We start from the raw sequence: 23,394 nt of genomic DNA, 5'->3' as shown, positions 1-23,394 counted from the left end.
TTATTGCCCCGCGCCTGTGCCGTGAGTGTTGTCCGGCGATATCACCGGCGTCGCGTCCGGCTTTATCCACCAGGTGGAGGTGCCGACATCGTAGGCCGGCGAGATTTTCGGGTGGGCGACGTGGTCCCAGTAGGCGATGCGCCAGGTCTTGATGTGCCAGTTCGGAATCACGTAGAAGCCCCACTGCAGCACACGGTCCAATGCCCGGGCATGATCGACCAGGCTCTGCCGCGAATCGGCGTTGATCAGCTCTTCCACCAGAGTGTCCACGGCCGGGTCCTTGAGGCCCATGGTATTGCGGCTGCCGGGCTTGTCGGCGCTGGCGGACATCCAGAATTCGCGTTGTTCATTACCTGGCGAGGTCGATTGTGGGAAGCTGCCGACGACCATGTCGAAGTCCCGCGAGCGCAGGCGGTTGATGTACTGGGATACGTCGACCCGGCGGATCACCAGGTCGATTCCCAGGTCGCTCAGGTTGCGCTTGAACGGCAACAGCACCCGTTCGAATTCGGTCTGGGCCAGCAGGAACTCTATGCGTACCGGCTTGCCTTCTGTGTCGACCATCTTGTCGTCGACGATATGCCAGCCGGCCTCGAGCAGCAGTTGGTAGGCTCGGCGTTGCTGGTCACGGATCATCCCGCTGCCGTCGCAGAGCGATGGCTGGTAGGCCTGGTTGAACACCTGCTCGGGAATCTTCCCGCGCAGCGGTTCGAGGATCGCCAGTTGCGCCTTGTCCGGCAGGCCGGTGGCGGCCATCTCCGAGTTCTCGAAATAGCTGCGGGTGCGGGTGTAGGCACCATTGAACAGTTGCTTGTTGCTCCATTCGAAGTCGAACAGCAGGCTCAGCGCCTCGCGGACACGAATGTCCTGGAACATCGGCTTGCGCAGGTTGTAGACGAAGCCCTGCATGCCGGTCGGGTTGCCGTTGGGTAGCTGTTCCTTGATCAGCCGCCCCTCGGCCACTGCCGGGGTGTTGTAGGCGTTGGCCCAGTTCTTCGCGCTCATTTCCAGCCAGTAGTCGAACTGCCCGGCCTTGAGGGCCTCGAGGGCGACGCTGTTGTCACGGTAGTAATCGGTGGTCATCACGTCGAAGTTGTAGAACCCGCGGTTGATCGGCAGGTCCTTGGCCCAGTAGTCCTTCACCCGCTCATAGCGCACCGAACGACCGGCCTTGACCTCGGCCAGCTTGTAAGGCCCGCTGCCGAGGGGGAACTCCAGGTTGCCCTTGTTGAAGTCTCGGGTGGCCCACCAGTGCTTGGGCAGTACCGGTAACTGGCCAAGAATCAGCGGCAGTTCGCGGTTGTTGGTGTGCTTGAACTTGAACAGCACCCGCAGCGGGTCTTCGGCGACCACCTCGGCGACATCGGCGTAATAGGCGCGGTAGAGCGGAGCGCCATCCTTGATCAGGGTCTCGAAGCTGAACACCACGTCTTCGGCACGCATCGGATGACCGTCGTGGAAGCGCGCCTCCGGGCGCAGGTAGAAGCGTACCCAGCTATTGTCCGGGGCTTTTTCGATCCTGGCCGCGACCAGGCCGTATTCGGTAAAGGGCTCGTCCAGGCCCTGGCGGGCCAGGGTGTCGTAGATCAGGCCGATACCGTCGGCCGGGACGCCCTTGTTGATGAACGGGTTGAGGCTGTCGAAGCTGCCGGAGGCCGATTGGCGGAAGGTCCCGCCCTTGGGCGCGTCGGGATTGACGAAGTCGACGTGCTTGAAGTCGGCGGGGTATTTCGGCGGCTCGTCGTAGAGGGTCAGGGCATGTTGTGGGGTGGCACCGGCGAAACCGGCGATTCCGATCGACAGCAGGCCACTGGCGCACAGCAGCAGGGCACGCAAAGGCATCATTGGGCTTTCTCCGAAGCTTTCATCCACCAGGCACTCAGGCCCAGGGTGTATGGCGGCGTGGTGACGAAGGCGAACCGGTTGCGGTAGGCCAGGCGGTGATAGTTGAGGTACCAGTTGGGGATCATGTAGTGCTGCCACAGCAGGACGCGATCCAGCGCGCGGCCCGCAGCCAGTTGCTCGTCTCGCGACTGGGCGGCGAGCAGGGCTTCGAGCAGGCGGTCGACGATCGGGTTGGCGACGCCGGCGTAGTTCTTGCTGCCCTTGACCGCGGCCTGGCTGGAGTGAAAGTACTGCCACTGTTCCAGGCCGGGGCTGAGCGTCTGGTCGAGGGTCATCAGGATCATGTCGAAATCGAACTGGTCGAGGCGCTGTTTGTATTGCGCCCGATCAACGGTTCTCAGGTGCGCTTCCACACCGATGCTGGCGAGGTTTTCGACGTAGGGTTGGAGGATCCGTTCGAGGTTCGGGTTGACCAGCAGGATTTCGAAGCGCAACGGTTGCCCGGCGCTGTTCAGCAGGCGCTGGCCGTCCAGTTTCCAACCGGCCTGCGCGAGCAGGCCGAGGGCGCGGCGCAGGGTTTCGCGGGGAATGCCGCGGCCGTCGGTACGTGGCAGGCTGTAGGGCTGGGTGAACAGGGCGGCCGGCAGTTGGTCGCGGTACGGCGACAGCAGTAGCCATTCCTGCCCGACCGGCAGCCCGCTGGCGGAGAACTCGCTGTTGGGGTAGTAGCTCAGGGTACGTCGATAGGCATCGTTGAACAGCGTGCGGTTGGTCCATTCGAAATCGAACATCATTCCCAGGGCCTCGCGCACCTTGTCCTGGGCGAAGGTGTTGCGGCGGGTGTTCATGAACAGCCCTTGGGTCTGCGTCGGGATCTGGTGGGCGATTTGCGCCTTGATCACATCACCACGCAGCACGGCGGGAAAGTTGTAGCCATTGGACCAGTTCTTCGCCTGGTGCTCGATATAGATATCGAACTCACCGGCCTTGAACGCCTCGAAGGCGACCTCGCTGTCCCGGTAGAACTCGACCTCGACCCGATCGAAGTTGTACTTGCCGCGGTTGACCGGCAGGTTCTCGCCCCACCAGTTCTTGACTCGTTCGAACACCAGTTGCCGGCCAGGCTGGACCCGAGTGATGCGATACGGGCCGCTGCCCAGCGGCGGCTCGAAGGTCGTGGCCTTGAAATCGCGGCCCTGCCAGTAGTGTTGCGGCAACACCGGCAATTCGCCGAGGCGCAGGATCAGCAGCGGGTTGCCCGAACGCTTGAACACGAAGCGAATCCGCTGGGGGCCGAGCACATCGACTCGGGAGACCTCCTGCAGGTCGGTCCGGTACTGCGGGTGCCCCTCCTTCAACAGCAAGCGATAGGAAAACGCTACGTCGTAGGCGGTAATCGGCGTGCCATCGTGAAAGCGCGCTTCGGGTCGCAGATTGAACACGACCCAGCTGCGATCTTCGCTGTACTCCAGCGATTGTGCGATCAAGCCATAGCTGGAGGTCGGTTCATCGCCAGACGGCGCATACTGGCCGGTGCCGACCATCAGGGTTTCGTTCAGCTCGTTGACTCCGTATTGCAGGAAGTTTGGCGTCGATACCGGGCTGGTGCCCTTGAAAGTATAGGGATTGAGCGTATCGAAGGTGCCGAAGGCCATCACGTGCAAGGTGCCGCCCTTGGGCGCGTCGGCGTTTACCCAGTCGAAGTGGGTGAACTTGGCGGGGTACTTGAGCGTGCCGAACTGCGCATAACCGTGGCTTTCGCTGATCGTCGCGCTTGCGGGAAAGCTCAAGGCCAGGCTGATGAAGAACGGAAGGAGGGGACGCATCAACTCAGGGAACCGATCCAGGCTGCTTGGGCTATATGGATCGTACCTTAACAGCTTGTATCGGTAGGAAAAAGACCACCGCTCTGGTGGGGAATTCTGGCTACGAGCAAGGCTTGAGTACCTTCTCGCAGCGACACGGCGTCCCGACAAACCGCTCCCACAGGGTGTCATACGCTTAATCTGTGCACGACTCGGCCAGTGTAGGAGCGGGCTCGCCCGCGAACCGCCAAAGGCGGCCATTCAAAGAAAATGGCGGGAGCCGTGCCCCCGCAGGTCATCTGCCATGTGCAGATCAGCGCGGCTGGGAAACAGTAAGGATCTGGCCTGGCTTCAGCGCCTGGCCGGTACGCGGGTTCATGCGCTTGAGGTGCTGCATTTCGACATTGAAACGCTTGGCGACAATATAGAAGGAGTCACCTTTCTGCACCTTGTAGGTAGTGGGAGCAGTCGACTTCTTGCTGACCGGCGCGCGAACGTTACCCTGCATGACCAGGGTCTGGCCGATCTTCAGCTTGTGCCCGGACAGCTTGTTCCAGCGCTGCAGTTCCTTGACATCGACCTTGTTGGCCTTGGCGATCGACGACAGGCTGTCGCCGTTCCTGACCTTGTAGCGACGGGCCGGACCATTGCTGGCAACGTTCTCGAAGACCGGTTTCTTCGGGCGCAGGCTCACCAGTTCCTCGGGCTTGAGGTTGGACAGGCTGGCGGTCAGCAACTGTGCCTTGGAACTCGGTACCAGCAGGTGTTGTGGCCCGTCGAGGGTCGCTTTCTGCTTGTAGGCCGGGTTCAGCTGGATCATCTCGTCTTCATCGATCTCGGCCAGGGCCGCGACCCGCGAAAGGTCCATCGGCTGGTTGACTTCGATGCTGGCGAAGTAGGGTTCGTTGGCGATCGGGTTGAGGTTGACGCCGTAGGCTTCCGGCGACATCACCACCTGGGACAGGGCCAGCAGCTTGGGCACGTAGTCACGGGTTTCCTGCGGCAGCGGCAGGTTCCAGTAGTCGGTCGGCAGGCCGAGTTTTTCGTTACGCTCGATGGCTCGGCTGACGGTACCTTCGCCGGCGTTATAGGCGGCCATGGCCAGCAGCCAGTCGCCGTTGAACATATCGTGCAGGCGGGTCAGGTAGTTCAGTGCGGCGAGGGTCGAGGCAGTGATATCGCGGCGCCCATCGTAGAAACGGTCCTGGCGCAGGTTGAAGTTGCGCCCGGTGGACGGGATGAACTGCCAGAGGCCGACCGCATCGGCACGGGAGTAGGCCATCGGGTTATAGGCGCTCTCGATGACCGGCAACAGCGCGAGTTCCAGCGGCATGTTGCGCTCTTCGAGACGCTCGACGATGTAATGGATATAAAGGGTGCCGCGTTCGCTGGCGTTTTCCAGGAACGATGGGTTGCTGGCGAACCACAGGCGTTGCTGCTCGATGCGTGGGTTCACGCCCAGGCCGTCCTGCAGCTTGAAGCCTTGGCGCATGCGTTCCCAGACATCCTGTGGCGGAGTCGGGTTGGCTTTCTCGCCGATCCAGATGGGCTTCTGCTTGATCCGGACGTTGAGGTTCGGCGCTGTTTCGCTGCCGCTGTCCGAGGGGTGATGCAAGCCTTGGCAACCCGCCAGAGTGGCGGAAACAGCCACGGCGACAGCCTGAGCCAATCGCGTCAATGTGCCTGAATTTATGGGTTTTCGGTTAGGTGACGACATTGGCTGGAAGGTAGTTCCGGGCAAAAATGTCGGGCGATTCTAGAAAGCGCTCAGGGTGCGGTCAACCATTGAGCATTTGCGTGCCGACCGCCTCCTTGTCTCAAAACTGGTCTTTCCAGGCTCGCAGGGCAGCAAAAACCTCACTTGGCGAGCGGTTGTCACGGCCGTTCCGTTCGTCCGCTTTTTCTTTAACAGATGTTTCGCCAACCCGCAGGAATGGGTTGGTACGCAGTTCCAGGGCCAGGTTGGAGGGCAGGCTGATCCGCCCGTCGGCCCGCCACTGGCTGACCTGTTCCAATCGTGCGGTGATAGCCAGATTGTCTGGCTCGACGGCCTGGGCGAAGCGCAGGTTGCCCAGGGTATATTCGTGGGTGCAGTAGACTGCGGTGTGGGCAGGCAGGGCTGCCAGTCGGCTCAGCGAGGCATGCATCTGCCCGGGCGTGCCCTCGAACAGGCGGCCGCAGCCGGCAGCGAACAGCGTGTCGCCGCAGAACAGCAGCGGGGCCGTTGCATCCACCTGATAGAAGGCTATGTGGCCCAGGGTATGACCAGGCACCGCGAACACCTGGAATGGCAGGTCGAGTATGCTGATCCGGTCGTTATCGCGCAGTGCCACGTCACGGGCCGGGATGTTTTCCTCGGCGGGGCCGAGTACCCGGGCACCCGTCGCCTGTTTCAGGCGCTCGACGCCGCCGACGTGATCGTGGTGGTGATGGGTGACCAGGATGTCCTCCAGTTGCCAGCCCGGATGGGCCTCCAGCCACGCCAGGACCGGCGCCGCGTCACCGGGGTCGACCACCGCGCAGCGACGCCGGGCGTTATCCTGCAGCAGCCAGATATAGTTGTCGGTGAACGCGGGCAGTGCATCGATCTGTATCATGTTGGAAGTCGCCAAGCGGAAAACATTGGCGCATCTTAGAGGCTGGTATGGCTCATGGCGAGTTGGAGCAAGCAATGACCGATAAAGCGTTCGCCCAGGCCGATCCTGAATGGCTGGCACTGATCAGCGCGGCCCGCGACTGGTTGTCAGGACCGCTGGGGAAACTGCTGCTCGATGAAGAGCGACGCATGCTCGACGAAGAGCTTGAGCGCTATTTCGGCGGTTACCTGGTTCATTACGGGCCATCTGCCGAGACGCCGCCGCAAGCGCAGCAGGTGCGCCGCAACGTGCGCCTGGGGGCGCCGCTGCCGGGGGTCGAGATCGTCTGCGAGGAGCGGGCGTGGCCGTTGAGCGAGCACGCGGCGGATGTCGTGGTGTTGCAGCACGGCCTGGATTTCTGTCTGTCACCCCATGGCCTGCTGCGTGAAGCGGCAGCCAGCGTGCGTCCCGGCGGGCACTTGCTGATTGTTGGAATAAATCCCTGGAGTGCCTGGGGGCTGCGGCATGTATTTGCCCACGACGCCTTGCGCCAGGCCCGTTGCATTTCCCCCTCGCGGGTTGCCGACTGGCTGAACCTGCTGGGCTTTGCGCTGGAGAAACGCCGCTTCGGATGCTATCGTCCGCCGCTGGCCTCGCCTGCCTGGCAGGCTCGACTGGCGGGCTTGGAGCGCATTGCCGGTGGCTGGCAGCTGGCCGGTGGCGGTTTCTATCTGTTGGTGGCACGCAAGATCATGATTGGCCTGCGGCCGGTCCAGCAGGTACGACGCGAGCCGGTCGGCAAGCTGGTGCCACTGCCGCTGGCCAAGGTCAACCGGCGCCCCAGTGAGCCCTAGCAGGCCAGCTCTCACAGAACTTATCAGCGGGTCGGCTCTGCCGGCCCAGGTGCCCTCGGCCCTTGACCGATGGCCCATAGAGCAATTTTCGATGGAAAGGTTGTAATGAGCGATACCGTTGAACTCTTCACCGATGGCGCCTGCAAGGGCAACCCTGGTCCTGGCGGCTGGGGCGCACTGCTGGTCTTCAAGGGGGTCGAGAAGGAACTCTGGGGTGGTGAAGCCAACACCACCAACAACCGCATGGAACTGCTGGGCGCGATTCGCGGGCTCGAAGAGCTCAAGCGGCCCTGCGAAGTGCTGTTGGTGACCGACTCCCAATATGTGATGAAAGGCATCACCGAGTGGATGACCAACTGGAAGAAGCGTGGCTGGAAAACCGCGGCCAAGGAGCCGGTAAAGAATGCCGACCTGTGGCAACTGCTCGACGAGCAGGTCAACCGCCACACCGTGAAATGGAAATGGGTACGCGGGCACATCGGCCATCCGGGCAACGAACGTGCCGATCAACTGGCCAACCGCGGCGTCGATGAAGTACGGGGAGTCAAGCATGCGTAGTGTCGTACTCGATACCGAAACCACCGGTATGCCGGTGACCGACGGCCACCGGATCATCGAGATCGGTTGCGTCGAAATCATCGGCCGCCGCCTGACCGGGCGGCATTTCCACGTCTATCTGCAACCGGATCGCGAAAGCGACGAGGGCGCGATCGGCGTCCACGGTATCACCGACCAGTTCCTGATCGGCAAGCCACGTTTCGGCGAAGTGGCCGATGAATTCTTCGAGTTCATCAAGGGTTCGCAACTGATCATCCACAACGCGGCGTTCGACGTTGGCTTCATCAACAACGAGTTCGCCCTGGCAGGGCTGCACGACCGCGCCGATATCAGCCAGCACTGCAGCGTTCTCGACACCCTGTTGATGGCCCGGGAACGCCATCCTGGCCAGCGCAACAGCCTCGACGCCTTGTGCAAGCGCTATGGGGTCGACAACTCCGGCCGTGAACTGCACGGCGCCTTGCTCGACTCGGAGATTCTCGCCGACGTCTACCTGACCATGACCGGTGGCCAGACCAGCCTGTCCCTGGCCGGCAGCACCGGCGACGGCGCCGGTGAAGGCGGGGCCGGGCAGGCCAGCGAAATCCGCCGGCTGTCGGCCGAGCGCAAGCCGGGCCGGATCATCCGCGCCAGCGACAGCGAACTGGCTGAACACCAGGCTCGCCTGGAAATCATTGCCAAGTCCGCCGGTGCACCGGCGCTCTGGACGCAACTGGCCGAAGCCGCAGCGCAGTAGAGGTTGTTTGTTACAAGAGTTCTCCTTTCTCTTCTTTCAACTTCACATGTAGGACAAACAGCTTCTACCCTGAAGGAACAGACGGGCGGTATCCCGTCGCTTCAGGACTGACAGGCCCATGTACAAGGATTTGAAGTTTCCGATCCTGATCGTGCACCGCGACATCAAGGCGGACACGGTCGCCGGAGATCGGGTACGGGGAATCGCCAAGGAACTCGAACAGGACGGTTTCAGCGTTTTCTGTGCCGTCGACTACGCCGAGGGCCGCCTGGTCGCCTCGACCCACCATGGTTTGGCCTGCCTGCTGATTGCAGCCGAGGGCGCCGGGGAAAACACTCACCTGCTGCAGAACATGGTCGAGCTGATCCGCTTGGCGCGGGTCCGTGCTCCCGACCTGCCGATCTTCGCGCTGGGCGAACAGGTCACCTTGGAAAATGCGCCGGCCGACGCCATGAGCGAGCTGAACCAACTGCGCGGCATTCTCTATCTGTTCGAGGATACCGTGCCGTTCCTGTCCCGGCAGGTCGCCCGCGCGGCGCGCAATTACCTGGATGGTTTGCTGCCGCCGTTTTTCCGGGCGTTGGTGCAACACACTGCCGACTCCAACTATTCCTGGCACACGCCCGGCCACGGCGGTGGCGTGGCCTACCGCAAGAGCCCGGTAGGGCAGGCGTTTCACCAGTTCTTCGGGGAAAACACCCTGCGCTCCGACCTGTCGGTGTCCGTACCGGAACTGGGTTCCTTGCTGGATCACACTGGCCCGTTGGCCGAGGCCGAAGCCCGGGCCGCGCGCAATTTTGGCGCCGACCATACGTTTTTCGTGATCAACGGCACGTCCACCGCGAACAAGATCGTCTGGCATTCGATGGTTGGCCGCGATGACCTGGTGCTGGTGGACCGCAACTGTCACAAGTCGGTGCTGCATTCGATCATCATGACCGGCGCCATTCCGCTGTACCTGTGCCCGGAGCGCAACGAGCTGGGGATCATCGGCCCGATTCCGCTGAGCGAGTTCAGTCGTGAATCGATCCAGGCAAAGATCGAGGCCAGTCCGTTGACCCGTGGGCGTCCGCCCAGGGTGAAACTGGCGGTTGTCACCAACTCGACCTACGACGGCCTGTGCTACAACGCCGAGCTGATCAAGCAGAGCCTGGGCAACAGCGTCGAGGTCCTGCATTTCGACGAGGCCTGGTATGCCTATGCGGCCTTCCACGAGTTTTTTGCCGGGCGCTACGGCATGGGCACTTCACGAACCCCGGACAGCCCGCTGGTGTTCACCACCCACTCGACCCACAAACTGCTGGCGGCCTTCAGCCAGGCGTCGATGATCCATGTGCAGGATGGTGGGGCGCGCCAGTTGGACCGCGACCGTTTCAACGAAGCTTTCATGATGCACATCTCCACCTCGCCGCAATACAGCATCATCGCCTCCCTGGACGTGGCCTCGGCGATGATGGAGGGGCCGGCGGGGCGCTCGCTGCTCCAGGAAATGTTCGATGAAGCGCTGAGCTTTCGTCGCGCCCTGGCCAATCTGCGCCAGCATATTGCCGCCGATGATTGGTGGTTCAGTATCTGGCAGGCTCCACGGGTGGAGGGTATCGACCGGGTCGAGACGCCGGACTGGTTGCTGGAACCGCAGGCCGACTGGCATGGTTTCGGTGACGTGGCCGAGGACTACGTGCTGCTCGATCCGATCAAGGTCACTCTGGTGATGCCAGGGCTCACAGCGGGTGGCGCCCTGAGCGAGCGCGGCATTCCGGCGGCGGTGGTCAGCAAGTTTCTCTGGGAGCGCGGCCTGGTGGTGGAGAAGACCGGTCTGTACTCGTTTTTGGTCCTGTTCTCGATGGGCATCACCAAAGGCAAATGGAGTACCTTGCTGACGGAGTTGCTGGACTTCAAGCGCAACTACGACGCCAACACCAGCCTGGCCAGTTGCCTGCCGTCAGTCGCCAGGCAGGGGCCGCAGCGCTACCAGGGCATGGGGCTGCGCGACCTGTGTGATCAACTGCACGGCTGTTATCGCAGTAATGCCACGGCCAGGCATCTCAAGCGGATGTACACGGTTTTGCCCGAAGTTGCGATGAAACCTGCCGATGCCTACGACCGCCTGGTTCGCGGCGAAGTCGAAGCGGTGTCGATCGATGCATTGCAGGGGCGGGTCGCGGCGGTCATGCTGGTACCTTATCCGCCCGGTATCCCACTGATCATGCCGGGCGAACGCTTTACCGAGGCGACCCGTTCGATCATCGACTACCTGGCCTTTGCCCGGGCGTTCGACAGTGGTTTCCCCGGTTTCGTCGCGGATGTGCACGGCCTGCAACACGAAGACAACGGTGATGGCCGCTGCTATACCGTCGATTGCATCAAGGAATGAGGACAGGACAGTTCGCCCTATGCATTTAGTCATGAACCCGAAAGACCCTGAAGTCTCGGTCCGGGTGGCCGACGAGGGCTTCTCCGAGTATATCTGGGGCAGCGATTTCAGCTTCGAGGTCAAGGCCTATGGCCGAGCCGAGATGGGCCGCAAGGTCGACCAGTGGCCGCTGACCGCAGTGGCCCCCTACCGCAAGTGTTATGGCATCGACCCCGAGGAGTTCGCCAGCTTTCGCGGCAAGGCGGACAGTGCGATCTTCATGGCCTACCTCGATGGCCGGCCGGCCGGGCATGTGGTGGTCAGCACCAACTGGAACGGCTTTGCCCACGTCGACGAGCTGGCGGTGAACGCCCGCGCGCGGCGTCACGGCGTGGCCAGGGCCCTGCTGGAGGAGGTGCGGTTCTGGAGCCTCAGGAAGAACCTGCCGGGCGTGATGCTGGAAACCCAGAACAACAACCTCGGCGCCTGTCGCCTGTACGAGCGTTGCGGTTATGTACTGGGCGGGATGGATCACCTGCGGTATCGCGGCATTGATGCCCAGACTCGCGAAGTGGCGCTGTTCTGGTACCTGCTGTTCGCGCCGCCGGCCTGAGGATCAGGCCGGCGCCAGCATGTTGCCGGCTTTCTCGCCGATGATTTCCAGCAGGGCCCTCTGCGCTGCCGAAGGCTCGCGCTCCTTCAGGGTCAGGGCATGCAGGGTGATGGGGACCGCCGGCGAGATCGGGCAGACATCCAGCCCACCCTCCCTGGCACCCACTGCGGTGAAGGGATCGACAATGGCCAGGCCTTCGCCGGCCTCGACCATGCTGCGCATCATCTGGTAGGTCTGGACCCGCGTCTGTACCTGGGGTGGCGGGCGCAGGCCCTGCAGCTTGCTGTCGAGCAGCAGGCTGAGGGTGTCCTGCTGTTCCAGGCCGATCATCGGTTGTCCTGCCAGCTCCTGCAGGGAAATGTACTTCTGTTTCGGTTGCAACCAGCCGTGGGGCGCGAGCAGTTGCAGCTTGCCCTGGGCCAGCGTCTCGCACTGGATCTGCGGGTGCTCGGGGTCGTGCAGGCTCAGGCCCAGTTCGATCTCGCGCAGCAGCAAGCCGCGGACGATATCACGGGTATGCTGGCTGGCCAGGGTGCACGGGGTATCCCGGAAGCGCCGGCGCAGGGCGGCGATGCCTTGCGGCAGCAGGTGCTGGGCGAGTGTCGGGGTGCAGGTGACGCGCAGCGGTGGCGCCTGGTGCTGGCGCAGTTCCGCGGCCAGGCGCCGCAACGGTTCCAGCTCGCGGTACAGGTGACTGATCTGCGGTTGCAGCTCGCGGGTTTCGCGAGTTGCCTGCATCCGCCCGCGGACGGTGGCGAACAACAGGAAGCCCAATTGTTGCTCGGCATCCTGCAGGGTGGCACTGAGCGTGGACGCCGGCAGTTGCAGCAACTCGGCGGCGGGGCCGAGGTTGCCGGTCTGCAGGATGGCCTGGATTGCTTCGATATGGCGTAGACGCATGCTTGAAGTCCATGTCCCGCACGGAAGAGGTCAGTGGACTGATCCTAACCCAAGTTGGCCGGCAAGACTGCAGGTCGGCGTGCGTTCAGCGGTGCGTCATGATGCGATGGTATCGGGTTCGCGAATGAGCGTGATACCGGACTGGACCAGCAGAAACTCGTTTTCGTCGAGTTTATTGACGCGATCGCCAATGGCCAGTTTGTAGGTGGTGACGGGCTCCGTGCCGGCCAGGCCCGCTTCCGAAGGCATGGATTCCTGGAACTCATGCACGGAATACACGCGTCCTTCGGCGTCCCTGGCATGAAATTGTCCGACGAGTACTGCGGCCATCTGTATTGAACCTCTGGAAATTAACTGCCGATTTGCGGCTCTGTAGACCGTGCCCGCCTCGGGGAAGTTTTATCCCTGGAAAAAAATAGTCATGTGATCTTGCCGGTTTCTGGTCGGGCAAGGGGCCATGTACCAAAGGCTACCGGGAAAAATCCGACAATTGCCGTGGCTGATCATCTATAACTAAAGCTCCCTTGTCTCGCATATCCGGAGTGTCCATGAGTAATGTCCATACCGTCGCCGTGCTGGTTGGCAGCCTGAGAAAAGAGTCGATCAACCGCAAGGTGGCGCTGGCCCTGGCTGATCTGGCGCCAGCGAACCTGAAGCTGGAGATTGTCGAGATCGGCGACCTGCCGCTGTACAACGAAGACATCGACGGCACGCCGCCAGCGGCCTACACCACCTTTCGCGAACAGGTCGCCGCGGCCGATGCGGTGTTGTTCGTGACCCCCGAATACAACCGCTCGGTGCCCGCGCCGTTGAAGAACGCCATCGACGTTGGCTCGCGGCCCTATGGCAAGAGCGCCTGGAGTGGCAAGCCGGGAGCGGTGATCAGCGTATCGCCGGGGGCGATCGGTGGCTTCGGTGCCAACCATCATCTGCGCCAGTCGCTGGTGTTTCTCAATGTGCCGTGCATGCAGCAGCCCGAAGCCTACTTCGGTGGTGCGGGCAGTGCATTCGATGAGGCGGGCAAGCTGTCGGAACAGAGCAAACCGTTCCTGCAGGGTTTCATCAATGCCTATGGGCAGTGGGTGGAACAGCACAAGAAGGCCTGATGGTTTTGGGGGGAGCCAGCGATGCAGGTCACGCCCGTGACCAGCATCGTTACAAGAATCAGCAGCCTTGCGGCAGCTCCCCATTCGCCAGGCGCTGGTTGATCGCTGCAACCACTGGCGGCAGTTCGTTGAGGGTGTCGATCAGGTAATGCGGGCGTGAGCCCTCGAACAGGGTATGGATACGCTGGCGCTCGGCAGCGAGACTGGCGCTGTCCAGGGCCTGGTAGGCCGCGTAGTCGAGCCCCAGGGCATTGCCGGAGCAGACCAGGGCGACGGTCCACATGCCGGCACGCCGACCTTCGAGAATCCCCGGCACCGTATCGTCCACCTTCACGCAAGCCGCGACATCGTCGATGCCCAGCGCGATCACGTTCGCCAGGGCCTGGGCCGGCCATGGGCGACCATTGGGCACTTCATCGGTGGCGACCACATGGTCGGCCACATAACCATTGCTTGCCGCGAGTTCGACCACCTTGGCCATCACTTGCGCCGGGTAGCCGGAGCACGAACCGATCTTCAGGCCCTGACTGCGCAGTTCGGCGATGGTGTCCAGCGCACCGGGAATCAGCGCCGAATGTTCGGCGATCTTTTCGATCTGCAGCGGCATGAAGCGCTGGTAGATCGCGGTCACATCCACGTCGCTGGGCGTGCGCCCGAACACCTTGCGGTAGCGCTCGGCGATCTGCGGTTGGTTGCACAGGGTGCGGATGTGATCCCACTTGCCCATGCCCATGGGGCCACGTGCTTCTTCGATGGAAACCTGCACGTCGAATTCGGCAAAGGCTTCGACGAAGATCTGGGTCGGGGCGAACGAGCCGAAGTCGACGACGGTGCCGGCCCAGTCGAGGATGGCCGCTTGCAGTCGGGTCGGTTGGGTGTAGTTCATGGCGGTTACCTCAAGCACGGAAGTGGGTGTCATGGGTGGGCGTGACAACGCCCGGAACTCGGATGGTCGCTACGCCCATCTCGACCAGTGCCTCGCCGATCGCCTGGACCGCGGCCTGCATGTCGTGGCGGGTGACGTCGCCGATGCAGCCGACGCGGAAGGTGTCGACCTCGGTCAGCTTGCCTGGATAGAGAATGAAACCCTTGGCCTTGACCCGCTCATAGAGCGTCTTGAAGTCATAGTGCGGGTCTTGCGGCGCATGCACGGTAACGATGATCGGCGCCTGGATCGCCTGTGGCAGGAAACTGCGCAGGCCGAGTCGGTCCAGTTCTTCGAGCAGCACCTGGCAGTTTTCGGCATAGCGCCGCTGGCGCGCCGGCTGGCCGCCCTGTTCCTCATATTGCAGCAACGCCTCATGCAGCGCTGCGACCACATGGGTTGGCGGCGTGAAGCGCCATTGGCCAGTGCGTGCCATGTAGGTGTGTTGGTCATGCAGGTCCATCGCCAGTGAATGCGAGTTGCCGGCCGCTGCGGCCAGGCTGGCTTTATGGGCCAATACGAACCCCATGCCCGGTACGCCTTCCAGGCATTTGCCCGAGGCAGCGATCAGGGCATCGAACGCTACCAGGCGGGCGTCGATGGGCAGGGCGCCGAAGGCACTCATGGCGTCGATGATCAGGCGCTTGCCATGGCGAGCGACGACCTCGGCGATCTGCTCCAGCGGGTTGAGGATGCCGGTGCTGGTTTCGCAGTGGATCAGCGCGACATGGCTGATCATCGGGTCGGCGAGCAGCCGCTGTTCCACCTCGGCCGCATTGCTTGGCTGGTCCTCGGCGCCTTCCAGGGTGCAGAAGGCCCGGTCCAACACCGAGCAGATGGTCGCCAGGCGCTTGCCGTAGGCGCCATTGACCAGCACCAGAACCTTGCCGCCACGCGGTACCAGGGTGCCGATGGCGGCTTCCACGGCAAAGGTCCCGCTGCCTTGCAAGGGCACGCAATGATGGCTGTCGGTGGCATGGGCGATGGCCAGCAGGCGTTCGCAAACGCTGGCGGTCAACTGGTTGAAGCGCTCGTCCCAGGAGCCCCAGTCCAGCAGCAGCGCCTGGCGGGTGCGGGCCGAGGTGGTGAGCGGGCCAGGGGTCAGCAGGAGGGGGGCGGCGGTACTCATGGGGGATTTCCTTGCAGCGCTGGTCATTGACGGGATACACGGCATAAATTGCGGTTTGCCTTGTTATCAATCAAATTGTTTGTTGTTATGCGAGCTATAAGTGAGGCCGATAGACAATGAACCTGTTTCAACTCCGTGCATTCGATGCCGTGGCCCGTGAGGGCAGTTTCACCCGCGCCGCTGCCCGGCTGTTCATCAGCCAGCCGGCGGTCACCGGGCACGTCAAGGCCCTGGAGGAGCATTACCAGGTCACGTTGTTGCGCCGCACGGCACGACGGGTGGAGTTGACGGAGCAGGGCATTCGCCTGGCGGCGATCACCCGGGCGATGTTCGGCCTGGCCGAAGAGGCGCGGGTCATGCTCGAAGCCAACCGGCAGTTGCTCACCGGACGCCTGGAGGTCGCGGCGGACGGCCCGCACATGGTCATGCCGATGCTTGCCCGGCTGCGTGAGCGTTATCCGGGAGTAACCGTCAACCTGCGTCTGGGCAATGCCCAGGAAACCTTGGCGGCGTTGCTCGCCGAGCATGCCGATGTTGCCGTGCTGACCGAGGTCGAGCCACGCAAGGGCCTGCACCTGCAGCCGCTGAGCGAGTCGTGGATCTGCGTCCTGGTGCCTGCCGGGCATCCCTGGCAGGACGAGTACGAGGGTGTCGCATTGCAACGCCTGGACCAGACGATCATGGTGTTGCGCGAACCCTCGTCGATCACTCGTCGGACGTTCGACCAGGCCTGTGGCCAGGCTGGCGTCAGCCCACGGGTGCTGCTGGAACTGGACAGCCGCGAGGCGGTGACCGAGGCGGTGGCGGCCGACCTGGGGCTGGGTATCGTCTCGTCCCTTGAAGTCAGCCACGACCCACGGGTCCGGGCCATACCGCTGGTCGGCGACGGGCTATGCAACCGGCATATGATCGGTTGCCTGGAGCGGCGCAGTGAATTGCGCCTGATCCAGGCGTTCCTCGGGCTGCTGGCATGACCTTCAGGTCGGTCCGGAGGGTTTGATCAGCCATTCGTAGACGCTGCTCAACTCGCCAGGACAACTGTCGGGACTGGTGTTCAGGCTGTTCTGCAGGAAGTCCCTGCGCTGGGCGGGACTCCAGCGTTGCTGAATGTACTCGTGCACGGCCAGGCATTGGCCAGGGTAGAGCAGCCAGAGTTGCTCCGGCGTGTCAGCGAGTTCCAGCGCCAACCGATGCCGCTGGTAGGGGCTCAGTACGGCCATGCCCTGGGCGTTGCTGCGGCCTTCGAGCAGGATGTCATCGCGGCCCAGGCGCGCCAGCTCCTTGAGACCTGGGCGGGGCATGCGCACGATGTACCAGACGCTATTGCCCAGGCAGTGCCCGGACTGTTGCGGCTGCTCATGGAGATAGATTTGTCCGGCCCGTTCCGTTGTGTCCGGCGCGAGGCATTCGGCCGGGCACTGCGGTGCCGATTGCGGGTCCGCCCGCACCGGAGCGGGCGGTGGCAGGCCTGCGTTCCGATTGTCGAGGAAACCGCAGATCACCAACTGATCGGGATCGTGGTCGAGGCATTCGATCAGCACCTGGCTGCCTACTGCCGGTGCCTTGCCTTCAATGGCCAGGGGAATCCAGCAGCCGCGAGGGGCGTCCGGCGCATGCAGGGCATCCTGCAACCGGACATGCAGGCGCCCCTGGGAGTCGGCTTGTGCCGACTGCCCGTGTGGGCCAAGGACGATGCCGATCTGGTAGTCCCGTGGCTTGGCGCGAGGCTCGCGCAAAGCCGGGCGAAAGGGGGTGGCCCAGGGAATGGCCCTGAAGCGATTGTGATAACCCTGGAGTTCATGCTCTTCGTCCCGGTGCCGGTTTTGCCCATGCTCGTGGTCCACCCATTGTTCGCCCCAGTGCTGGACCTCGGTGATCAACCATTGGTCGTTGAGAGCCTGGCGTGGGTGATCGCCCAGGTTGCGCACGTCGGCACAATGCAGTTCGCCGAGATTGCTGCTGCCATGGATTTGCCGGCTGTCGCAGCGCAGGCGTTCCAGGGCACGTCGACTGCATTGCAGCTCGTGGCGTTGCCTTGGATCGGTGATTGGTGAGTGCACGCCGTGCAGTCCGGCCTGGTTGGCTGCGCCATCGCTGTTGGGCATCGCGTAGCGGAGTGTGGTTGCCCAGGGGAGGCTGCCCGTCCTGGTCGGTCGCCGGTGCTCGATGGGGGCTGGCAGTGCATGTCGCTCATGCAACTGATGGATGGCTCGCTGACCGCCGTGTGGTGCTGCGCAATAGCGCAGCACGCCGGGGTGCTCGGGAAACGCCTGGGGATCTTCGGCGAAGACCACGACATGCTGCCGGTGACTGTGCTCGAAGTGGTAGTGGATGCCTTCTTCCTCGCACAGTCGGTTCAGCCACTGCAGGTCGTTCTGCTCATGCTGCTGGCAATACGGGCGAGGCGGGTAGGTGCCTTGGCCAAGTTCGAGGCGATAGTCGGCCGGTCCGAAGCCGTTGCTGGCGAGCAGTCGCGCGAGTATCTCGGGGACGCTCAAGTCATGGAAGGCCCGGCCCCTGTTGCTTCGCTCGAGCAGTGCCAGGCGAGGGCCCAGTACCACCTGGTAGTGACACCGCCCGGGGTTCAGGTAGCAACTGCTGATTTCATGGATTATTCCATGGACGCCTTCCCCGGCGTGCCCGAAACCCAGGAATGCCGGTTGTTGCAGTAGCGCCGGCAGGTCCAGTCCCGAGTCCTCGCCCAGCAACTCGACCTCGAAGCGGTAGGGCTGGTTCAGGGCTTCGCGCCCGCTGAAGCGAATGACCTGCAGGGGCGCGGGAAGGGAAGCAATTGCCAGTGAGATCAGTCGTGCCTTGTCCTGAGCCATTTCATCTCTTTGTGTCGGGGACTTTACGACAGAGGGTACGAAATGCTGGAGATATCTGGGCACGGCAAAACGGCTTTTGGGAAATTGCCTACGATGATCCGGGCATAGTCGTAGCGATTATCAGGTTTTGGTCGATCAGTGACTTTTTGCCGTATAAACTGCGCGCAAAGCGTCGGCCAATAGATGTCACGACGCCACTGATCGAGAGAGTGAGTAATGGGCGCACAGTGGAAGGTTAAACACAAAGAGGCGGCAGCCAACGCCAAGGGCAAGCTGTTCGGCAAGCTGGTCAAGGAAATCACCATCGCCGCGCGCAATGGTGCGGACATCTCCACCAACGCGCACCTGCGCCTGGTGGTCGAGCAGGCAAAAAAAGCCTCGATGCCTCGCGATACCCTGGAACGTGCGATCAAGAAAGGTTCCGGCCAGTTGGGCGAAACCGTGCAGTACCACCGTGTGACCTACGAAGGCTTTGCCCCGCACCAGGTGCCACTGATCGTCGAGTGCGTCACCGACAACATCAACCGCACCGTGGCGGAAATCCGCGTAGCCTTCCGCAAGGGCCAACTGGGTGCTTCCGGTTCGGTGGCCTGGGACTTCAACCACGTCGGCCTGATCGAAGCCTCTCCGGACAGCCCGGATGCCGATCCGGAAATGGCGGCCATTGAGGCCGGTGCCCAGGATTTCGAACCGGCTGAAGAGGGCGCGACCCTGTTCATCACCGAGATCACCGATCTTGATGCGGTGCAGAAGGCCTTGCCGGAACAAGGTTTCACCGTACTGTCGGCGAAGCTGGGCTATCAGTCGAAGAACCCGGTCAGTGGCCTGACCGACGAGCAGATGGCTGAAGTCGAAGCGTTCCTCGAAGGCCTGGACAACCATGACGACGTGCAGGACATGTTCGTCGGCCTGGCCGGCTGATCCAGATCTTCTGCGCGCCTGTTCGCGGCGGACCGCCGCGAACAGGGCCACACTCAACCTACAGCAGCGCGCAAATCTCCTCGAACCCCGGTCGTTCCAGCACATCCGGTTGAATGCAGCGCTCCTGCAGAGCCTGTAGCGACTCCCGTACCCCAGGTTCGAACTCCCCGTCGACCCGTTCCAGCAATTCCCCCAGCAGAATCCCGAACGCCCGCACTTCGATCCGCTGCAATGCACGGGTTTCCAGGCTGTCCGTCGGCGAGTGGAATGACGCCGCGCCAAAATCGCCCAGCAGGCAGTCGCCGTCGGCGTTGTAGAGAATATTGTGGCCATACAGGTCGCCATGGCACAGCCCCAGCCGATGCAGGTGCGCACCTACCGAGGCGATGCCACGCGCCATGCGCAGTGCCTGCCGTGGACTGAAGCGGGTAGCGTTGCGATACACATCCCGGCTGCATGAGTCGAGGCTGGGCAGGGCGGCGAGGTTGGCGAACCGGGGATCGATCAGTTCCATGACCAAACCGGCCTGTTCGTCGGGATGGCCGCTGATGCGACCTTCGACCCGGATCAGGTTCGGGTGCAGGCCGGCGGCGATGCAGGCGTTCATTTCGTTCAGCGGCGAGCCGTCGCTGGTCATGCTGCCCTTGTACAGTTTGACCGCCACCGCCTTGGCCGCCGCTGAAGGACGGTTCCACAGGGCCTGGCTGATCACCCCGGAGGCGCCTTCGCCCAGCCGCTGTTCGAGCTGCAACTGCGCCCAGTCGATGTACGGCGTGGTGTCGCCGGCCAGCACCTCGCCGGTGTGATCAAGCCGCGGGTTGCCGGCATAGGCGATCCAGGCCAGGCTGGGCAGGGTCAGCAGCCACCGTGGCAACTCCTCCAACTGGTTGGCGGCGATCCGGATCAGTTCCAGGTTGTGGCAGTCGACCAGGGTCGTTGGCAGCTTCTGCAGACGGTTGCCGGCGAGCATCAGCTTCTGCAGCAGCGGCCGGCGGCCCAGCTCGTCGGGCAGTTCGGTGATGCGGTTGTCGGTCAGGATCAGCCAGCGCAGCAGGGGTGGCAAGCCTGCGGCCGGTACGTGCTCGATGCGGTTGGCCTTGAACGCGACCATGCTCAGTTGGGCGCATTGGCCCAGGCAGGCGGGCAGCGCGGTGAACAGGTTGTCGGAACAGAACAGGATGCGCAGGTGGGGCAGGCGGTGCAGGTCTTCCGGCAGGCTGTCCAGCCGGTTGCCGCTCAGGTTGAGAATTTCCAGGGAGTCGGCCAGTTGGAAGATTTCCCGGGGAAACTCGGTCAGCCCGCAGGACAGGTCGAGTCGCTTGATGCCGGCCAATTGGCCGGCACGCAGTTGATCAAGGGTGTGCATGAGCGGGCGTTCCGTACGGTCGCGATCATCGAAAAAGGCCGCCATGATAGCTGCCTGGACGCGACCTTGCTCGCCGGTGCGCTCAGGGACCGATTTCCACCAGTTGCCCCAGCCGGCTGCGGGTCCGTGCGAGATCGATGGCATTGCCGCCCAGGCTTTCGCGCAGGGGCCGTGCGCCGATCAGTTGCAGCCGCTTGTCCTGGTCGTAGAGCACGTCGATCAGGTTGATGAAGCGCTGTTGGCTGGCGATCGGGCAATCTTCCAGGCTGGGCAGTTCGTCGATGATCCAGGTGTCGAAACGGCGGCACAGTTCCAGATAGTCCATGACCGCCGTGGGTTCTTCGCACAGGTCGGCAAATTCGAAACGTACGCAGCGGTCGTGGTTCTGCCGCACCTTGAGTTGTCGCGTACCCACCCGCAGCGGGCTGGGTGGCGTTCCCCGTTCTGGCAGTTGCAGGGCCTGGCGTTGTTCGGTGCTGCCGGGCCAGATGTACTGCCCGTGAGTGAACTGCTGCTGTGCATGGCTGGGCGCCAGGCTTCGGTAGTCGTGGGGGCCGCCGACCTCCATGACCTCCATCCGCGCATTGATCAGGTCGATCACCGGCTTGAACCGCGCGTGATAGAGCGGATTGGGCAGCAGGCCCTCGGGCGGATAGTTGGAGGTCACCACCAGCAGCACGTGGCGCTGGAACAGCGCCTTGAACAGCCGGGTGATCAGCATCGCATCGCCGATGTCATGGACATGGAATTCGTCGAAGCACAGCAACCGGCAGCCAGCGAGCAGTTCGTCCAGGGTGGCGCCCAGTGCATCCGGATTCTCGCGATGCTCGAACATGCCCTGGTGCAGTCGGGCGAAGAAATCGTGGAAGTGCAGGCGCTGTTTCTCGGCAAGCGGCACGGCCTGGAAGAAGCCGTCCAGCAACCAGCTCTTGCCCCGGCCTACTGCGCCGTGCAGGTACAGGCTGCGCAATTGCCCAGGGGCGCCGTGCAGCAATGCCGTGGCCTGTTGGGCCATGCGCTCGATGACCCGCTGCTGGCTATGGCTCAGGGTGTATCCCTGGTGGCTGGCCTTGCGCTGGAAGTATTCGGGTACGTCGGGGTGCGGGGTAACGGCGCCCTGCTTGTCAGGCGAAATCTTGCCGAAGAAACGGCGCAACGCCGGCCAGCGGGACTTCCTGCCTTGGCGGTGGATGGGGGTAACGGCCAACGGAGAAAATCCTCCATGGGTGAATGGGCCAAGCGTCGCAGCCGGCTTGGCTGCACTGACGCTATCTTGCCGGGGGCCTGATCATTTCACCAATAGAAAATCGCGCGGCCAGTCATCTCCGAAATGGATAGCAGCTCGTCGGCATCTGCATGAAAAAGAATGCAGGCACATGGCCACCTAGTTTATTCTGGCGCTGTATCTTCATTCCTCAATTTCTTCGTCTAGGTCCCCGCCGCTCAAATGGATTGAGCCATTGAGCGGAGCCCCGTGCGAATGTTCAACGGGACTGGCCACATGCACTCCATCTGTCGACTGCTGCTGACCCTGGGCGCCTGCCTGCTGAGTGATCACGCCTTTGCTGCGGTCAATGGGCAGATCGAGGCCCGACTGGTCATTACCGCTGGCTGCCAGGTCAACGAGGGCGCCGTGCAGGGCGCGTCCAACTCAAGTACCGCCAGCCTGGACTTCGGCAGCCAGGGGCCGACCTGGAGCGCGCCGTTGAGCACCCGCCTGGGGAGTGGCAATGGCAACCTGGCGGTCGCGTGCAGCTCGCCAGCCAACAATCCCACCCAGTTCACAGTCACCATCGACGGTGGCACCCAGGGCGACGGCAACGTCCGTTACCTGAGCAACGGCACCCAGCGTGTCCCGTATCACCTGTCCGTCGACGAGGCCGGGAGTGATCGGTACCCCATCGGCCAGCAGCGTACTTTCAACGCGGGTACGGGGGACTGGATGGCTGTCCCGATCCATGGCGCGCTCCTGGCCAATACCCGGGCGCTGCCTGCGGGTACCTATCGTGACACGGTCACTGTCACCCTGAACTGGTAAAATGGTTCACCTCCCGCCACGTCCCTGTCTTGCCGGCTGAGCAACGCCTGCCAAGCATTGGATCCAATGCTCGATAAAGCCTTTCTCGATAAAAACATCGGGATATAGAGGCAATTGCCAGGAAAAGTATTACAAGTCACTGCAACGTTTCCGTCTTAATTTGCAGCTTTTTCCTTCAATGCTAGGCTGATATCAGCAAGCCACCCCGGAAAGGATCGAGGTTGTGAAGGGACCCATGGTTTTGGCAGTCGCGGGCGCGCTGTGCTGCGTTCCGGCATCGGCCGCGCAGCTCCAGGTGGAGGTGCGGGTCAATGTCATGCGCGGCTGTCAGTTGATCGATGCGCCGCGCGAATCGGGCGTTGACCAATTGGGTGTGCTCGATTTTGGCAATACCGCCCGCCTTGATGACCGTGGCGGCCCCTTGGGCGCCTCCCTGACCAATGGTCGCTTGCCCCGCCTGGAGTGCAACCCCGATACGCCTTACCAGGTCCGTATCGACGGTGGACTGCATGGCGGCGTCGGCGAGGTGCGTTACCTGGCGGGTGCAGACCGCAGTACTCTGATTCCCTACCGGCTTTACCGCGACGCCGCGCGGCGCATCGCGTTGCCGGTGAACGAGCCGGTGAGTGGCGTCGTCCCCGACACGGGGTCGGTGGAATTGCCGTTGTACGCGCGGATCGAGCCACTGGCGCAGATACCGCGGGCCAGCCGTTATAGCGATGTGTTGAAGGTGACCGTCACCTGGTAAGCGTGGACATGCAGCTCTCTGCCGGGCGGAGCCGGGCAGGAAAGGGAATGTCGCCCCTCGATGGGCGGCCAATCGGTTGTCTCCTGATGGAAG

21 protein-coding genes are annotated in these 23,394 nt (G+C 62.9%); 10 read left to right on the top strand and 11 right to left on the bottom strand.

Going from position 1 to position 23,394, the window contains the following annotated elements:
* The 4 genes from AC6I6U_RS26045 to gloB all read right to left on the bottom strand — a co-directional run bounded on the left by AC6I6U_RS26045 (position 1) and on the right by gloB (position 6,247).
* A complete protein-coding gene (locus AC6I6U_RS26045; RefSeq protein ID WP_497878866.1) occupies positions 1-1,845 on the bottom strand; it encodes an extracellular solute-binding protein in 1,845 nt (614 codons plus the stop codon).
* The gene (locus AC6I6U_RS26040) at positions 1,842-3,671 is read right to left on the bottom strand and encodes an extracellular solute-binding protein (RefSeq protein ID WP_497878865.1); all 1,830 of its coding nucleotides are present in this window, start codon (positions 3,669-3,671) and stop codon (positions 1,842-1,844) included. Before AC6I6U_RS26040 ends, AC6I6U_RS26045 begins: the two co-directional genes overlap by 4 nt.
* Positions 3,672-3,963: 292 nt before the next feature.
* Positions 3,964-5,367, bottom strand: coding sequence for a transglycosylase SLT domain-containing protein (locus AC6I6U_RS26035; RefSeq protein WP_497878864.1), 1,404 nt, complete (start codon positions 5,365-5,367; stop codon positions 3,964-3,966).
* Between the two features lie 100 nt (positions 5,368-5,467).
* Positions 5,468-6,247, bottom strand: a complete 780-nt coding sequence (gloB, locus tag AC6I6U_RS26030; RefSeq protein WP_497878863.1) for a hydroxyacylglutathione hydrolase — start codon at positions 6,245-6,247, stop codon at positions 5,468-5,470.
* A gap of 74 nt (positions 6,248-6,321) precedes the next feature.
* Here gloB and AC6I6U_RS26025 point away from each other — a divergent pair, with 74 nt between their 5' ends.
* From AC6I6U_RS26025 to AC6I6U_RS26005, 5 genes are all read left to right on the top strand, one after another.
* Positions 6,322-7,080 (top strand): methyltransferase domain-containing protein, encoded by a 759-nt coding sequence (locus AC6I6U_RS26025; RefSeq protein WP_497878862.1) that lies wholly within the window; start codon positions 6,322-6,324, stop codon positions 7,078-7,080.
* Between the two features lie 105 nt (positions 7,081-7,185).
* A complete protein-coding gene (rnhA, locus tag AC6I6U_RS26020; protein WP_497878861.1) occupies positions 7,186-7,638 on the top strand; it encodes a ribonuclease HI in 453 nt (150 codons plus the stop codon).
* Positions 7,631-8,374, top strand: a complete 744-nt coding sequence (gene dnaQ / locus AC6I6U_RS26015) for a DNA polymerase III subunit epsilon (RefSeq protein WP_497878860.1) — start codon at positions 7,631-7,633, stop codon at positions 8,372-8,374. The genes rnhA and dnaQ overlap by 8 nt, the downstream gene beginning before the upstream one ends.
* Before the next feature lie 118 nt (positions 8,375-8,492).
* Complete coding sequence (locus tag AC6I6U_RS26010; protein ID WP_497878859.1) at positions 8,493-10,748, top strand: Orn/Lys/Arg family decarboxylase; 2,256 nt, start codon at positions 8,493-8,495, stop codon at positions 10,746-10,748.
* Positions 10,749-10,779: 31 nt separating this feature from the next.
* The gene (locus AC6I6U_RS26005) at positions 10,780-11,340 is read left to right on the top strand and encodes a GNAT family N-acetyltransferase (RefSeq protein WP_497878858.1); all 561 of its coding nucleotides are present in this window, start codon (positions 10,780-10,782) and stop codon (positions 11,338-11,340) included.
* A 3-nt stretch (positions 11,341-11,343) separates the two neighbouring features.
* Here AC6I6U_RS26005 and AC6I6U_RS26000 read toward each other — a convergent pair whose 3' ends face one another.
* A complete protein-coding gene (locus AC6I6U_RS26000) occupies positions 11,344-12,240 on the bottom strand; it encodes a LysR family transcriptional regulator (RefSeq protein WP_497878857.1) in 897 nt (298 codons plus the stop codon).
* Between the two features lie 96 nt (positions 12,241-12,336).
* Positions 12,337-12,570, bottom strand: coding sequence for a hypothetical protein (locus tag AC6I6U_RS25995; RefSeq protein WP_497878856.1), 234 nt, complete (start codon positions 12,568-12,570; stop codon positions 12,337-12,339).
* A 218-nt stretch (positions 12,571-12,788) separates the two neighbouring features.
* Between AC6I6U_RS25995 and AC6I6U_RS25990 the strand changes: the two genes are divergently transcribed.
* Complete coding sequence (locus AC6I6U_RS25990) at positions 12,789-13,346, top strand: NADPH-dependent FMN reductase (RefSeq protein WP_497878855.1); 558 nt, start codon at positions 12,789-12,791, stop codon at positions 13,344-13,346.
* Between the two features lie 58 nt (positions 13,347-13,404).
* Here the strand turns inward: AC6I6U_RS25990 and phnX are convergent, their stop codons facing one another.
* Both phnX and AC6I6U_RS25980 read right to left on the bottom strand, forming a co-directional pair.
* Positions 13,405-14,232, bottom strand: coding sequence for a phosphonoacetaldehyde hydrolase (gene phnX, locus AC6I6U_RS25985; protein ID WP_497878854.1), 828 nt, complete (start codon positions 14,230-14,232; stop codon positions 13,405-13,407).
* A 10-nt stretch (positions 14,233-14,242) separates the two neighbouring features.
* Positions 14,243-15,400, bottom strand: a complete 1,158-nt coding sequence (locus tag AC6I6U_RS25980; protein WP_497878853.1) for a 2-aminoethylphosphonate--pyruvate transaminase — start codon at positions 15,398-15,400, stop codon at positions 14,243-14,245.
* A gap of 116 nt (positions 15,401-15,516) precedes the next feature.
* On the opposite strand from AC6I6U_RS25980, the gene AC6I6U_RS25975 reads away from it, so the two are divergent.
* The gene (locus tag AC6I6U_RS25975) at positions 15,517-16,374 is read left to right on the top strand and encodes a LysR substrate-binding domain-containing protein (RefSeq protein ID WP_497878852.1); all 858 of its coding nucleotides are present in this window, start codon (positions 15,517-15,519) and stop codon (positions 16,372-16,374) included.
* A 3-nt stretch (positions 16,375-16,377) separates the two neighbouring features.
* Here AC6I6U_RS25975 and AC6I6U_RS25970 read toward each other — a convergent pair whose 3' ends face one another.
* Complete coding sequence (locus tag AC6I6U_RS25970; RefSeq protein WP_497878851.1) at positions 16,378-18,228, bottom strand: type VI secretion system Vgr family protein; 1,851 nt, start codon at positions 18,226-18,228, stop codon at positions 16,378-16,380.
* Between the two features lie 216 nt (positions 18,229-18,444).
* On the opposite strand from AC6I6U_RS25970, the gene AC6I6U_RS25965 reads away from it, so the two are divergent.
* A complete protein-coding gene (locus tag AC6I6U_RS25965) occupies positions 18,445-19,149 on the top strand; it encodes a YebC/PmpR family DNA-binding transcriptional regulator (protein WP_497878850.1) in 705 nt (234 codons plus the stop codon).
* 58 nt (positions 19,150-19,207) lie between these two features.
* Here the strand turns inward: AC6I6U_RS25965 and AC6I6U_RS25960 are convergent, their stop codons facing one another.
* Positions 19,208-20,515, bottom strand: a complete 1,308-nt coding sequence (locus AC6I6U_RS25960; RefSeq protein ID WP_497878849.1) for a leucine-rich repeat-containing protein kinase family protein — start codon at positions 20,513-20,515, stop codon at positions 19,208-19,210.
* Positions 20,516-20,597: 82 nt separating this feature from the next.
* The gene (gene zapE / locus AC6I6U_RS25955; RefSeq protein WP_497878848.1) at positions 20,598-21,722 is read right to left on the bottom strand and encodes a cell division protein ZapE; all 1,125 of its coding nucleotides are present in this window, start codon (positions 21,720-21,722) and stop codon (positions 20,598-20,600) included.
* A gap of 294 nt (positions 21,723-22,016) precedes the next feature.
* Here zapE and AC6I6U_RS25950 point away from each other — a divergent pair, with 294 nt between their 5' ends.
* A complete protein-coding gene (locus AC6I6U_RS25950) occupies positions 22,017-22,553 on the top strand; it encodes a Csu type fimbrial protein (protein WP_497878847.1) in 537 nt (178 codons plus the stop codon).
* A gap of 235 nt (positions 22,554-22,788) precedes the next feature.
* Positions 22,789-23,301, top strand: coding sequence for a Csu type fimbrial protein (locus AC6I6U_RS25945; protein ID WP_497878846.1), 513 nt, complete (start codon positions 22,789-22,791; stop codon positions 23,299-23,301).
* Positions 23,302-23,394 lie beyond the last annotated feature (93 nt).

The organism is Pseudomonas sp. UTLPPB19802, from assembly GCF_059730225.1.
Note: the sequence above shows the minus strand (reverse complement) of the source record. Positions and strands in the feature narration are given on the sequence as shown.